The organism is Antarcticibacterium sp. 1MA-6-2 (assembly GCF_021535135.1).
Classification (GTDB): Bacteria; Bacteroidota; Bacteroidia; order Flavobacteriales; family Flavobacteriaceae; genus Gillisia.
The window spans coordinates 2,901,185-2,915,442 of the sequence record NZ_CP091036.1 but is presented as its reverse complement, the minus strand read 5'-3'; the positions used below and the strand labels follow the sequence as shown (position 1 = coordinate 2,915,442).

Here is a 14,258-nt window from a genome sequence, read left to right as displayed (position 1 = left end):
TGGAAAAGGGGAATAGTTAATACAGATCCCGGAAGAAAATTACGGGATCTGTATTCTCTTTAAGGGAATTAAAATTTCAATACTCAATATGCAATATTACAAACCTCAGCAATATTTTGGATTTCTGATTATTTTGGGTCTTTTTCTTGCTTGTTCGGATGATAAAATTGAAGAAATTGTAGACCCGCCTGAAGATCCGCCCACTGTATTAGAACCAAATCCTTATCAACCCGGGGATACAGATAAAATACAATCAAATACCAAAGTGCTTAGTAAAGGACGTGCTCACTAACCAATTTCAACCTGGCGGCGAAATAGAAAAATCTATTGATGGTGACTATAGCACAATATATCACAGCCCCTGGAATGGTGAGACATCCTTTCCTGTTACATTAGAATATTTTTTTGGAACGGATGAAAAAACCATAGATTATGCTGTTTTATATCCGCGCCGGGACGGTGGAACAAATGGTATAATTTTAAACTTTACCGTCTATTTTAAGACGGAAGGAGATGTGGATTATCGGGTAATGAATACCTATGAATATTCAGAAAGTACGGCTCCCAGGATCATTTCATTTCCTGAAGGAATTGAAGATCCCACAGCAATTAAACTGGTAGTTACAAAAGGGATGGGGGACTTTGCTAGCCTCGCAGAAATAGAATTCTATAACGAAGAAAATTTAAGTGAAGACCTGGATATTTTTAGAGATAAGTCTGCAACAGAACTGAAGCCGGAGGTGACCATAAATGATATTGAAAATATTGAGAATATTTTTATAAAAAATATGGCCGAAGCAATGTTTAACCATACCTACAGTGAATTCCGGACAGGAACTTTTCAAAGTTATCCTAACCCGAACATTATAGCAACCAGGAATAAAACGGGAACTTACGGCATATATGATAATGTTACTGGTATTTATGTGAAATCCTACGCAGACATGGTAGTATTTGCCGGGGATTTTGATGGAGAAATTTTTTTAAGAGTGGTAGATCATACGAAAGGATTTACTGGTGTTGATTTTCCAATAAGACCAGGAATTAACAAATTCCCTACAAATGGGGAAGAAGGTTTAGCTTACCTTATTTTTCAGGACGACCAGGAGAAAGAAGTCAGTTTAAATTTTGCCACTGGAGAAGTGAATGGGTATTTTGATATTGAAAAACATACAGAGGCTGATTGGCAGGATCTTTTAGATAACACTACATATCAATTTTTTGACGTCCTGGGGAAATATTCTCACCTGACTTTTACAACTCCGGCATTTCAACAGTACACAGATAAACCAATTGAATTAATTGAGTTATACGATGAAATAGTAGAACTCGAACAGGAGTTCTTAGGTTTATATAAGTACAACCGGGAAAATACCAGCAGGATGTACTTTCGGGTAAATGTACATCAGGACATGTATATGTTTGCGACCAGTTACCGTACGGAATATAGTAAAAGCACTCTTTCATCAATTGCGAATTCAGCAATTTTAAGATCTTCTCCCTGGGGGCCTGCACACGAGGTGGGCCACATTAACCAAACCCGTCCTGGTTTAAAATGGTTAGGGTTAACAGAAGTAACTACTAATATATATTCCCTGTATGTCCAAAAAGCTCTGGGTAATGAATCCAGAATTGATATAGAAGAGTTGGAAAATTACACTAACCGATATGAAAAAGCTTTTACAGAAATTCTGGCTGCTTAGTAAGGATCATCCCTCTCATAATGATGTCTTTGTAAAACTCGTACCTTTTTGGCAACTAGAGCTTTATGTCTCTAACGTTCTGGGTCAAAAAGATTTTTATAAAGATCTTCATGAAGTAATTAGAAATTCAGAAAATGAACCTACTAATGGACATCATCAACTAGAATTTGTAAAAATTGCCTCTGATGTAGCTTAGTTTAGATCTCACGGAATTCTTTGAGGCCTGGGGCTTTCTTACTCCGGTGAATGTGGAAATTAACGATTATGGAGATGGCAATCTTACCGTTACTCAAAGTATGATTGACGAGGTGAAAGCATACATAACCGGGAAAGCTTATGCAAAGCCGGATGATGCCATGAAATACATTACAGACTCAAACCTGGATTTATATAAATCAGGAAGTAGTGTTGTAGGAGGGTCAGCGATTGTTTCAGGACTATCCGTTACCATTTTAAACACCCAAAATGCGGTGGTGTACGAGCAGGAGCGGGAGGGAAAAGTGATTTTCGTATCTCCCAGAGCTAATTTTAAAGTCCATTCCGCTGAGGCGGGAGACAAGTTCTTTGCAGTAGGATATGATGGTCAAAGGAGGGAAGTTCAGGTAAATTAAAGTTCAGTAAAAAATATTATTGCTAGTAAGATTCTCGTTTTGTTGGGCCTCCACGTAATTCAGAAACAGGAGGTATTTGGATAGCCACTCTATCTCCCAGTTGGAAAGTACAACTGGGTTTCCGGTTAATTCAGTAAATAAATAAAAGGGAACATTTTAAACAATCAAGATAAGTGCCGGAAGACGGGAGAAAAGAACATAAGATTTTTAGCTCTCTTTACCTTCCTGGAAATTAGTAAATAACTGTAATTTTTCATCGAAATTTTATTCTCTCTGTTGATCTTTCTATTCTCTAAGAATTGGACCTCATTTTCAAGTAAATACTTATGAAGATTTTTTTGAAATCCTGACCTAAGAATAGTATTTGACAATGGATTTGATATGGCCGCATATGGTCAAACTCTCAATTTAAAAAATGAAATATGAATTTAATTAAAAAGTACCTCCTGTTTTTTCTAATGTTTCTGGCCCTGGTTTCCTGTAAGAACAATAATCTTCCTTTTGAAGGTGCAACTGAAGAGAAAATGGAAATTGCCTACCGTATTCCCGCCGGGGAGAACAGTTGGGCTTCTCAGGAGAGCGGTCGACGTTCCGGACCCATAACCCAGGAGGGAGTTAAAAACTGGAGCAATCTGGAAAACAAAATCACCTCCTTTTTCAGGACTGAAAATTCAGGAAAACTGCAACTGGGATTGAAAATTAAGGCGGCCTCAGGGCCAGCTACTCTAAAGATCATCTTTGCTGAAGAAACTAAGGAAATAAGTATTGATAACTCACAATTTGAAGATATCACCATAGGAACCTACGCTCTTGAGAAGCCCGGATATCATTCCGTAGAGATAATACCCGTCGATAAAACGGGGAAAACCATTGTGGATATTGAAGAGATCCTGGTAGGAGGGCCAGCCACACAGGCAGGGGTTAATTTTGTAGAAGATAACTTCCATTTTGGAAGGCGTGGTCCCTCAGTACATCTCAGGTATGAATATCCTGAAGAAAAGGAGGTCTTATACTTCTATAATGAAATAGAAGTTCCCGAAGGCGAAGATGTTATTGGTTCCTATTTTATGGCTAATGGATTTTCCCATGGATATTTTGGGATACAGGTAAATTCTCTTGAGGAGAGAAGGATCCTATTCTCCGTCTGGAGTCCCTACGAAACACAGGATCCAAATGAAATTCCTGAAGATTACAGGATAAACCTTCTTAAAAAGGGAGAAGACGTATATACAGGAGAGTTTGGAAATGAAGGATCTGGCGGGCAAAGTTATTTAAAGTACATGTGGAAGCCCGATACAACCTACAAATTCTTGCTAAAAGGAGAACCTGCAGGCAACAATAGTACCGACTACACCGCTTATTTCTATGCTCCTGAAAAGAAAGCTTGGGAGTTAATAGCCAGTTTTAAGAGACCCCATACCGATAGTTACCTTGGAAATTTCTACTCTTTCCTTGAGAACTTTGTGCCGTCCACAGGAGATATTTCAAGGAAAGCTTTTTATAAAAACCAGTGGGTTTATACAAAAAACGGAAAATGGATTGAATCTACTAAAGCCCGCTTTACTGCCGATGCCACTGCAGGGCAGAAACATAGGCTGGATTATGCCGGGGGTGTAGAAGGCAATTCTTATTTTATGAAGAATTGCGGTTTTTTTGATGATTACACTAAAGTCAACACCATTTTAGAACGGGAGCCAAATAATCAGGAGCCGATCATAGATTTTCAGAGCCTGCCTTAATGTAAAAAATTCCACTTATAACTTTTAAATAATGCAAAAAATTCTGATCACCGGGGCCGCAGGGCAATTGGGAATAGAACTTATCAATGCCCTTATTCCTGTTTATGGGGCCGAGAATATCCTGGCAACCGATATTAATCCCGATGCTGCGAGTAAATTCTCAGACACCAACTTTTTATCTGTAAACGCAATGGATGCCGATTACCTGGACAAAATTGTAAATGAATATAAGATTGATCAGGTATATCATTTGGCAGCAATTCTATCAGCCAATGGTGAACAAAACCCGCTCGCTACCTGGGAAGTAAATATGAAAAGCCTTCTAATTGTCCTTGAACTTGCCAGGAAGTATAAATTGAAGGTTTTCTGGCCTTCTTCCATTGCAGTCTTTGGAAGGGGTACACAGCGACAAAACACTCCACAAAATCCGGGAACAATACCTAATACGGTTTATGGGATCTCCAAGCAGGCCGGAGAACAATGGTGTAATTATTATGCTGAAAAATTTAATGTGGATGTGAGAAGTATACGGTATCCAGGTTTAATTTCTTATTCCTCACCCCCAGGGGGTGGCACCACAGATTATGCTGTAGATATTTTTCACAAAGCAGTTTGCAATCAAAATTACGAGTGCTTTTTAAGTGAAGAAACGCGACTTCCTATGATGTATATGCCAGATGCTGTGAGGGCTACTCTCGAATTAATGCAGTCAGATTTTAAAAAGATAAAGACCCGAACTTCTTATAATATTTCAGGAATAAGTTTTACTCCAGCCGAACTCTTTAGGGAGATCAAAAAACACCTGCCAGAATTCCAAATCTCTTACCGTCCTGATTTTCGACAAAATATAGCAAATACATGGCCTGAAAGTATTGATGATAGTATTGCTCGTATAGAGTGGGGATGGAAGCCGAAGTACGATCTTTCTAAAATGACCTTAAATATGCTGAAGAATATTAATAAAAAAAGAAATCGACAGGGCTCATCAAATTTATTAATATCCATTTTATAATACATGTTATGAAGGAATAGGAATTCAATGCGGGGTACGAGAGAAAATGGAATTTATAAGGATGTTCTTATTCAGGTATGAAATTAGTTTTCTGAAGATGTTTAGCATATTCAGAAAAATTAAAAAGAATCCAGGTTTTAAGAAAAAATATCCTAAGGTCCAATATTAAGAATTGGAGACCAAACGGTGAGTAGATGAATTACAGGAATTCAAATTTGGGCCTATTGAGTTTTACTACAAATTATAAGTACAGCAGAAATTGAACATAAAAAAAGAGGAATGGGTAATAAAATAAATACTAAAGTGCTTATTATTATATCAATGGCTCTATGTATTTTCTCATGTGAAGCTCCTGATGTTCACGTAAGTTTCGTAAGTCCAGACGATCTTTATTCACCTCAAGATAAACCACCTGAAAGTAATAATGTTGAATGGACTTTTAAGGCATGGAAAGGTGAGAAAGTAAATACTCAAATTCTGCTATGGTCTGAAGTTCCACTCAAAGAAATTGAAATAGAAAAAGGAGAATTGGTAGGTCCTAATGCTAAGTTGGGGAAGCAAAATATTGATATCAGCTTTTTAGGCTATGTCTGGTCAGATAGTGGAGCTGCCCGGAAAAAAGGTTGTGCAGTAGAACAGGGGCAGGATTCCATCCTGGTTGCTGATGTTATTGAGAACATAAAGTATAAGAATGTTTCGGCTAATACTCTGCAACCAATTTGGCTAAGTATTGATATTCCTAAAGACACTCCAGCAGGCCTTTATCAGGGTTCTATTCGTTTTCTATCTAAAGGCGATCAAAGTGGACCCACTTTAAAATATTCTGTAGAGGTTGGAAACCGTGTCCTACCCGATCCTAAGGAATGGAGTTTCTATCTTAATCTTTGGCAGAATCCAGACGCTATTGCTAGAGTTCACGATGTGGAGAAATGGTCTCCAGAGCATTTGGAAGCTATGAAACCATACATGAGAAAATTGATGGAGGCGGGACAAAAAGTCATAACAACAACATTAATTCATGATCCCTGGAACAGTCAAACTAAGGACGTCTATGATACGATGATCAAATGGACAAAAGAGATAGATGGCTCGTGGAGATATGATTATTCAGTTTTTGATAGATATGTTACTTCTATGTTAGAGAATAACCAGGACGGGCTAATTGAAAGTTTTAGTATGATACCCTGGAATTTAAAATTTTATTACCACGATGAAAATCTTGGAAAAGATACTGTCTTAGTGGCCGAACCTGGAAGCTTTGAGTACAGAGATCATTGGAAACCAATGTTATCAGATTTTGCCAGGCACCTTAAAGATAAAGGATGGTTTGATCAAACGGCTATTGCCATGGATGAAAGGCCCATGGAAGCAATGCAGGAAGCAATAAAAATTATTAAAGCTGCTGATAAAGATTTTAAAATATCGCTGGCGGGCAATTATCATCCGGAAATTGAAAGCTCTATTTTTGACTATAGTGTGTTTCTGGGGGAATCTATTGCCAATGAAAAGTTAGCGGAAAGAAGGAGTAAGGGCTTAAAGACTACTATTTATACTTCCTGCTCGCATGAATACCCAAACACCTTCACGGGATTCCCGCCTGCCGAATCGGCATGGTTGGGTTGGTTTGTGGCAAGTGAAGGTTATGACGGCTATTTGAGGTGGGCATATAATAGCTGGCCTAAAGATCCTTTGTTTGACAGTCGTTTTGGGTCCTGGCCTTCCGGAGACACTTATTTAATATATCCGGGAGCATTGTCTTCAGTTCGTTTTGAGCGCTTGATCGAAGGAATAGAGGATTATGAAAAGATCAGGATATTGAAAGAGGATTTTCAGAAAAATAACCAGGAGGAAAAATTAGCAGCTCTTGAAGAGATTTTAAATGAATTCACGGTTAAGGCATTAGACCATAATCAGACAGGGGAGATGGTTAAAAGAGCTAATAAGGCTATAAACGACTTTTGAGAATACAATTATGAATCTTAGTAACTCTTAGGAAATGGAGAAGTTATACATAAAAAAATCTTCCGATTTTGAAATAAATGGAGAAGGTACTCATCAGTATTGGGAAAAGACAGAATGGCTGAAACTCCCTCAACGTAAACAATCTGGTAGAGAGTTGGCTACAGCATTAAAAATCCTTTATTCCGGTACTAAGCATCTACTTCTTATTTGATTGCGAAGATTTAAAGCTGACTGCAACGATGGATGAAGATTTCCTGGATTTATGGCTGGAGGATGTTGTAGAAGTGTTTCTTTGGCCGGACGAAACCCGGCTTAGTATATTTTGAATACGAATTATCACCATTGAATCATGAATTACCTATCTTAGTTTCAAATGAAAATGGTGATCTGGTGAGGTGGCAACCTTTTCATTATGATGAAGACAGGAAAACCCGTCACGCAACTAGTGTCAAGGGGGGAGAAAAGCAAAAGCTTGCAACCATTTCTGGTTGGACTGCCGAATTCTTTATCCCGTACAAATTACTAAGACCGCTAAACAACATTCCTCCTGTGCCGGGGACAAGATGGAGGGCAAACTTTTATAGAGTAGACTATGACCATCCATCGACAGATGTTTGGTCGTGGCAAGAGACAGGGGAATCTTTTCATGAATATAAGGAATTTGGTCTTCTGTTATTTGAATAGTCTATAGGCTTTAAAGATCGAAGGTCCTATGAAAAAAATCCGCGGTTCCTATTTTGGATTTTTTTGAAGAAAATCAATAATATTTTTAATTTCTGAAGCTGCGAGGGTTGTGCAGACATATAATTGCTTGCTTTTTCTTCATCTCTCTGGAATTCTTATTTGGTCAACACCAATGGCAGGATTTCTTTATTGAAGTTTCTACCGCCTTTCTTTATTGTCATTGCTGGTACAGAGACGATCTTCTTGTTTTCAAAGCCAGCTTCTGCTTTTATAAGAAATTACCAGAATTATAAGCTGGGAGTCATTTACAAATTTTCCTTTAATATAGATTCTCTTAAGACGTGGTGAGGATACTTTTCCTTAAGGTTATGTAATAGGACGGCGTACATTATTACAATTTTGAGTCTTCCTTATTTTCCATTGAAATAAGATATTAATATTATTAGACTCCGTTTAATTCAATCCAATCAGGTTTTTTAGGGGTTTACCAGATTTCAGGTTTTGACAATTCTTTTAAAGATCAACAGAATATTCAATTATATATCTGGTTTTTCCTAAATGAATTCAGTGTTTGATGTTAGGTAAGGAGATTTGTTTTCCCAGATTATAGTGAATAGTTAAAAGATTGGAGTTTCCCTTCTTGCCCGAACTACATAATTTATTCAGGTATAAGTGAATAGGAGAGGGAGAACTTTCCGTGTAAAAAAGGAAAAGATTCCATTAAAAAGTTTAGATTATTAAAATTTTTAGTAAATAGATAATCCTTTGTGTAAAAATTTTAAACTTCTCTTTGTTTTTTGCAATAATTTCACTTAATTCACTTTTAATTAAAGTATTCATTGTAAACTGGTATTTTAAGAAGATCAATTGTTGTATTTGGAGGGATAAGTTGTAGATCATTATTTTTTTATTTTAATATTTTTTACAGTGAAGCCAAAACGAGGGACTGGAGTAAATACATAAACAAATCATATGAAAAAGACAATTCTATGCATGGTACTGGGAATTTTAGCCCTGTCGTGTAAAAATCAGGACAACAGCGATAAGCAAGTTGAAAAGGAAATAGTACAGGAAGATAAAACAGATCAATCTACTGCCGGGGAATGGCAATTTTTGTTTGACGGGACCAGTTTAGATGGATGGAGAGGCTATGGTGAAGAAGAACTACCTCCTGGCTGGGTAATAAAAGATGAGGTGCTTACTTATGATACTGAACTTGGATTAGAAGAAGATTATAAAGGAGGGCGTGACATTATTTATGGAGCCGAAGAATTTGAGAATTTTGAACTTTACCTGGAGTGGAAACTTCCCGAAGGAGGAAACAGTGGAATATTTTACCATGTTAAAGAAGGTTACGAGAATCCTTCAAAAGTGGCACCGGAATATCAACTTATAGACGATGACAATTACGCAAAGATCCACGACCTAACCTCTTACAACAAAAGCCTTGGTCATACAGAAAACCTTTCAGAATTAAAACCACTTAACAAAACAGCTGCAGATTATTCCATGTACGCACCAAATCCCGATAAGAAATCTTTAAATCCAATTGGGGAATGGAATAGCAGTAGAATTATTTTCACCCCTGAGAAAGTTGAATACTGGCTAAATGGGGAAAAGGTAGTTTCTTTTGAACCCTGGTCAGATGAGTGGTATGAGAAAAGGAATTCAGGAAAATGGAAAGATAGCCCGGACTACGGAAAATTCAAGACAGGTTATATTGCCCTACAGGATCATGCCAGTCCCATATGGTTTAGAAATATCAAAATTAGAAAACTATAAATAGTTATCGCCCCAGGCATTATCCCGTTAAATTAATAAATGAGTAGAAAATAATTCTTTAATAAATAAAAATTTTTTCGCAAATGAAACTTATGCCAGTGTTATCTTAAATTCTATATGAGAATATACGGGCAGGTAAAAATTGTCATAGAACATTCGTTTCTATTAGGGAAAGAGTGTAAAAATGAATAATAGGAGGCAAAATTTTATCAAACTTATACCTATAATTTCATAATAAATTGATGTATTTTTCAGGACATGTTGAAAAGGTTTTACCTTACGAAGCTAGGATGTCTATGCTTTGTTTAAAGTTTCGGAAATAATTTTCAGATTTAAAAGCTGAGGATTCGTGGTGTGGAGAAAATGGTTATAAAATACTGTAGCAGGTTTTTGTGGCTCATTTTATAAATCCATTTTAAAAACAGCGTAAGTTCTGAAATTCTTTTTTCTAAACGGACTAAGTGCTTTAAAATTCCTTAGATTTTATGAGTTGCCGAGTAGACAAGTTTCATTTCCTTTCTATATTATAAGAGATAATACAGGATAATTATTATTCGTAATAAAACAGAATTTACTTTTTTTCCCATTTTTATAATAAATTAGCAAAATATTACCCAAATTAGGGTTTTATATAAAATTCCCATAAACGGAATAAGCGTGATATACACCTTTATTAGAAGCATATAGAACTGTCGTCTGCAAAATTTAACTTCTCCATATATAGATTTTTTTAAGATTTATTTTTGTTACTTAACTTTTTTTATTTTATTTACTATTATATTTTGTTTTATTACTTTTAGAAATAAATAAATAGAAAATGAAAAATTATTAATCACAAACCAAAAGACCAAGTATGAAATTATCTTTTTTATTATTTACGAGTTTATTTCTCTTCCAGATTGGTGCTTTTGCACAGGGAGGGGACATTACTGTGACTGGTACTGTTACTGATGCAAACGGCATGCCTCTTCCCAGTGTTACCATCCAGGAAGAAGGAACGAATAACGGTGTTCTAACAGATTTTGACGGTAATTTCTCAATTGCTGTGGAATCTCCCCAATCAGTATTGATCTTTACTTATGTAGGTATGCAGACCATACGTAGAACAGTTGGAGGGGATACTACTATAAACGTTAGTTTGCAGGAGGATGCACAAGCTTTGGAAGAGGTTCTGGTTGTGGGTTATGGTACCCAGGAAAGGGCTAATGTTACAGGTGCTATTAGTTCTGTTAATGGGGAGGAACTTACGCAAAGGCCTGTTACAAGTACAGCTGTAGCTTTACAGGGCCAGTCCCCGGGTTTAACTATAATGAACCAGGGAGGAGCACCAGGGGTTGAAGATGTGGGAATCCGTATTCGTGGTATAGGAACCCTGAACAACGCAAACCCTTTGGTATTAGTAGATGGGGTTGAACAATCATTAAGTTCTGTAGAACCTCAGAATATTGAATCTATTTCTGTATTAAAAGATGCCGCTTCTGCCGCGATCTACGGGTCCAGGGCTGCAAACGGGGTTATTCTTGTAACCACTAAACGCGGTGCTGTTCAGTACAACTATTTCTTACAATACCTTCGTAGGGATTCAAAATCCTAGTTTTTTCCCTGAAGCGGCCGATACGGAGTCATGGATGAGGTTAGAAAATGAAGCTCAGGTAAATGCAGGAGGTACTCCTACTTACAGTGAAGAATATATACAAAACGTGCTTGCAGGTACTAATCCTTATGAATTTCCCTGGGCACTTTGGGAAGAGGGGATCTTTAATGAAGATGCTCTTATGCAACAGCATTCCTTCTCTATCTCCAGTGGTGGGGAAGTAGGAAAGGTCTTTGCTTCCTTAAATTATAATGATTCAGATGGTATTCTTCAAAACTTTAACAACAAGAGAGCTACAATGCGTATAAATGCCGATTTATATGCAAATGATAAGTTGACATTTAATTTGGGCCTCATGTATAGAAATGGAAATTTCAGTGGGCCGGGTCATGCTATAAACGGGGCCGGAATAGCAGGTCAACAAATTGTTCAGGGTCTTTTGCACATTAACAGAAATGTGGTGATGAGGTATCCAGATGGAACTTATGATCTTGTATCTGGTTATTGGAATCCTCATGCAATGGCAAATGAGGGTGAGACAAAAAGGCTTAAAGATGATGCTTTTGCTCAGGTAGGTTTTGATTATGATATTTTCCCTACACTTTCCCTACAGGGAAATGTTACTTACAATTTTGAAAACCAGGGTACATCTCAATTTATGAATAGTCTTGCGGGAATGAGACATTATGTAACAGGGGAACCTGTTGCAGTATCAGGCTGGTTTGCGACAAATCAAATGACCGAAACCGGAAATACTGAAAGAGAATTGAGTCAAAGGCTGTATTTAAATTATGATGAAGATTTTGGTGTGCACGAAGTGGAAGCTCTAGCAGGATATGAAGAAATTTATAACCAGTTTAAAAATGTAGTGGCGCGTCGTCAAAATTTCTTTAACAACGATCTTCGGGATTTAATGCTTAGTGGTGTGGATAATCAGGGAATTAGTGGATATAATCAGGAATGGCGTCTTAGATCCTTTTTTGGTAGAGTTAATTATTCCTTTGACGATAGATATTTACTTCAGGCCAACTTAAGATATGATGGTTCCTCACGATTTGGTGAAGGGAACAGATGGGGATTATTCCCTTCTCTTTCTGCCGGATGGAATATTACCAACGAAGCCTTCATGCAGGATGTTGTTGATAATTCTGTAATCAGCAATATAAAATTGAGAGGATCCTGGGGTCAATTAGGTAACCAGAATATTGGGCTTAATAGATTTAGAAGTACCTATAATTTAAATCAGGGCTACCAGTTCGGAGGTAATGTGGTTCCTGGTGCTGCCATAACACAGGCTGGTAATCCAGACATAACCTGGGAGACATCTACTATGACGAATGTTGGATTGGATGCTACTTTCCTTAATGGAAGAATAGGTTTTATTGCGGAATACTTTTGGAAATATACTGACGATATTTTAATTGAACTACCTATCTCAAGAACCATAGGTGTGAATCCTCCTGTTCAAAATGCAGCAGCGGTATCAAATAATGGTTATGAACTTAGTCTTAATTATCAGAGTCCGTTCCGGTCTGATGATGGATTCAATTATTCTGTAGGAGTTAATTTTTCAGATGTTATAAACAAAATAGAGGATTTGAACGGGGCGGGTCCATTTTTCCCGGATAATTTCTCAATATGGACTGAGGGTGAATCTATGAATGCCTTAAGAGGATTGTCTTCCCCGGGCCTTTATCGTACTGATGCAGATTTACAGCAATATCCTGCAACTATTCACCCTGCTGTGGGAATTGGAGATATAATTTATAGAGATGTTAATGGGGATGGAGCAATTACACAATCTTTTGCTCCCGGAGGAGATCAGGTAATAATTGGTAATGAAGATCCGCGATATGAGTTTGGTCTTAGATTTAACGCTTCGTATAAAGGCTTTGATTTTTCAATGTTTTGGCAGGGTGTGTTGAAGAAGCAACATTTATTGGATGGAGCAATTCCCGAAGGGCCTGCTTTTCAAAACTTTGTACATAAGGAAATGGTGGAGAGAGCTTATCATCCCACAAGAAATCCAAATGGTGACTGGCCATTAGTGACATCGGGTAATTCCTGGAATATCGTAAAATCAGATTTTTGGCTTATTGACAGTAAATATGCCAGATTAAAAAACTTTCAATTGGGTTATACTGTAAATCAGGACATCGTATCAAATTTTAGAATTTATGTATCAGGGGAGAACATGTTGACATTCACTCCTCAAGATCTTTTTGATCCTGAAACTCCTAGGGGAAGGAGCCAATTCTTTCCACAAACCAAAACTATGAGTGTCGGTTTAAATGTGGTTTTTTAGAAATAAAATGTAAAGAATAGTATTATGAGAAAATTTAATATAACAAAAAGTGTATTATTTATAGCGATCGCCTTTTTCTTTAGTTGTGAAGATGGTTTAGACAGTGGATTGGATCTGGAGCCTACCGGGGCAGTTTCTGAAACTGTTTATTGGTCAACTGAAAGAGATGCAAGATTGGCTGTAAATGCAGTATATAATGAACTGGACAACACCCAGTCGGTAATTGAACTTGATGGTATAACAGATATTGGATTTCGTTCTGCATCAAACGTACCAACATTCAACGACGTACGTTTGGGTGAAATAGATCCTTCGAATGGAACCATTACAGGAATTTGGAACAGATATTACAGAGGTATTCGAAAAGCAAATGATGTACTTGCCAATATAGACAGGATAGAAGGAGGAGATCAGGAAGTGCTTGATAGATTGGAGGCTGAGGCACGTTTCCTGCGAGCCTTTTATTACACTCAACTTTCGAGCTTATGGTGTAATGTGCCATTAATTACAGAGCCTATAGATGTAAATGATCAAAGACCTACTACCAGTAGAGAAGAGATAGTAGATTTTATTATTGATGAATTGGATATGATAATCAATTCAAATGCTCTTCCTCTAAGTTATACGGGTGATAATTTAGGTCGGGCAACCCATGGGGCTGCATTAACCTTAAAAGCAAGAGCAGCATTACGAAACGATAGATTTGAAGTGGTGCGTGATGCTACACAGGCTGTTATGGATTTAGGTATTTATAGCCTGTATCCGGATTATGAAGAACTATTTCAAGTGGAAGGGCAAAATTCCCAGGAAGTAATTTTTGACCTAGCAGTATGCAGTAGGAGGAGACACTTATAATAACTTTGGAT

Annotated in this window: 13 protein-coding genes; all 13 read left to right on the top strand. The window is 37.2% G+C overall.

The window, feature by feature from the left end:
- Positions 1-88 precede the first annotated feature (88 nt).
- The 13 genes from LZ575_RS14870 to LZ575_RS14815 all read left to right on the top strand — a co-directional run bounded on the left by LZ575_RS14870 (position 89) and on the right by LZ575_RS14815 (position 14,247).
- Entirely contained in the window at positions 89-292 is a 204-nt protein-coding gene (locus LZ575_RS14870; RefSeq protein WP_235325250.1) for a hypothetical protein, read from the top strand.
- Complete coding sequence (locus LZ575_RS22660) at positions 282-1,703, top strand: M60 family metallopeptidase (protein ID WP_255702628.1); 1,422 nt, start codon at positions 282-284, stop codon at positions 1,701-1,703. The genes LZ575_RS14870 and LZ575_RS22660 overlap by 11 nt, the downstream gene beginning before the upstream one ends.
- Positions 1,669-1,899: a M60 family metallopeptidase gene (locus LZ575_RS22655; protein ID WP_255702627.1), complete on the top strand. Its 231-nt coding sequence runs from the start codon at positions 1,669-1,671 to the stop codon at positions 1,897-1,899. The genes LZ575_RS22660 and LZ575_RS22655 overlap by 35 nt, the downstream gene beginning before the upstream one ends.
- Before the next feature lie 52 nt (positions 1,900-1,951).
- The gene (locus LZ575_RS14860; RefSeq protein WP_235325248.1) at positions 1,952-2,314 is read left to right on the top strand and encodes a hypothetical protein; all 363 of its coding nucleotides are present in this window, start codon (positions 1,952-1,954) and stop codon (positions 2,312-2,314) included.
- A gap of 422 nt (positions 2,315-2,736) precedes the next feature.
- Positions 2,737-4,053: a DUF3472 domain-containing protein gene (locus LZ575_RS14855; protein ID WP_235325246.1), complete on the top strand. Its 1,317-nt coding sequence runs from the start codon at positions 2,737-2,739 to the stop codon at positions 4,051-4,053.
- Positions 4,054-4,084: 31 nt separating this feature from the next.
- Complete coding sequence (locus LZ575_RS14850) at positions 4,085-5,065, top strand: NAD-dependent epimerase/dehydratase family protein (protein ID WP_409187163.1); 981 nt, start codon at positions 4,085-4,087, stop codon at positions 5,063-5,065.
- Between the two features lie 279 nt (positions 5,066-5,344).
- Positions 5,345-7,027, top strand: a complete 1,683-nt coding sequence (locus LZ575_RS14845; protein ID WP_235325244.1) for a glycoside hydrolase domain-containing protein — start codon at positions 5,345-5,347, stop codon at positions 7,025-7,027.
- Positions 7,028-7,061: 34 nt separating this feature from the next.
- Positions 7,062-7,238, top strand: a complete 177-nt coding sequence (locus LZ575_RS14840) for a hypothetical protein (RefSeq protein ID WP_235325242.1) — start codon at positions 7,062-7,064, stop codon at positions 7,236-7,238.
- 131 nt (positions 7,239-7,369) lie between these two features.
- Positions 7,370-7,711, top strand: a complete 342-nt coding sequence (locus LZ575_RS14835) for a carbohydrate-binding family 9-like protein (RefSeq protein ID WP_235325240.1) — start codon at positions 7,370-7,372, stop codon at positions 7,709-7,711.
- 972 nt (positions 7,712-8,683) lie between these two features.
- Positions 8,684-9,493, top strand: coding sequence for a DUF1080 domain-containing protein (locus tag LZ575_RS14830; RefSeq protein WP_235325238.1), 810 nt, complete (start codon positions 8,684-8,686; stop codon positions 9,491-9,493).
- An 853-nt stretch (positions 9,494-10,346) separates the two neighbouring features.
- Positions 10,347-11,087 (top strand): TonB-dependent receptor plug domain-containing protein, encoded by a 741-nt coding sequence (locus LZ575_RS14825; protein WP_235325236.1) that lies wholly within the window; start codon positions 10,347-10,349, stop codon positions 11,085-11,087.
- A complete protein-coding gene (locus LZ575_RS14820; RefSeq protein WP_235325234.1) occupies positions 11,032-13,392 on the top strand; it encodes a SusC/RagA family TonB-linked outer membrane protein in 2,361 nt (786 codons plus the stop codon). Before LZ575_RS14825 ends, LZ575_RS14820 begins: the two co-directional genes overlap by 56 nt.
- A 24-nt stretch (positions 13,393-13,416) precedes the next feature.
- Positions 13,417-14,247, top strand: a complete 831-nt coding sequence (locus LZ575_RS14815; protein WP_235325232.1) for a RagB/SusD family nutrient uptake outer membrane protein — start codon at positions 13,417-13,419, stop codon at positions 14,245-14,247.
- Positions 14,248-14,258: the final 11 nt, after the last annotated feature.

Bases quoted from the DNA above. Each gene is read 5' to 3' on its own strand.
- LZ575_RS14815 (WP_235325232.1), top strand. From the start codon at position 13,417: ATGAGAAAATTTAATATAACAAAAAGTGTATTATTTATAGCGATCGCC.
- LZ575_RS14855 (WP_235325246.1), top strand. From the start codon at position 2,737: ATGAATTTAATTAAAAAGTACCTCCTGTTTTTTCTAATGTTTCTGGCC.
- LZ575_RS14825 (WP_235325236.1), top strand. From the start codon at position 10,347: ATGAAATTATCTTTTTTATTATTTACGAGTTTATTTCTCTTCCAGATT.
- LZ575_RS14870 (WP_235325250.1), top strand. From the start codon at position 89: ATGCAATATTACAAACCTCAGCAATATTTTGGATTTCTGATTATTTTG.
- LZ575_RS14845 (WP_235325244.1), top strand. From the start codon at position 5,345: ATGGGTAATAAAATAAATACTAAAGTGCTTATTATTATATCAATGGCT.
- LZ575_RS14840 (WP_235325242.1), top strand. From the start codon at position 7,062: ATGGAGAAGTTATACATAAAAAAATCTTCCGATTTTGAAATAAATGGA.
- LZ575_RS14830 (WP_235325238.1), top strand. From the start codon at position 8,684: ATGAAAAAGACAATTCTATGCATGGTACTGGGAATTTTAGCCCTGTCG.
- LZ575_RS14850 (WP_409187163.1), top strand. From the start codon at position 4,085: ATGCAAAAAATTCTGATCACCGGGGCCGCAGGGCAATTGGGAATAGAA.
- LZ575_RS22655 (WP_255702627.1), top strand. From the start codon at position 1,669: ATGAAAAAGCTTTTACAGAAATTCTGGCTGCTTAGTAAGGATCATCCC.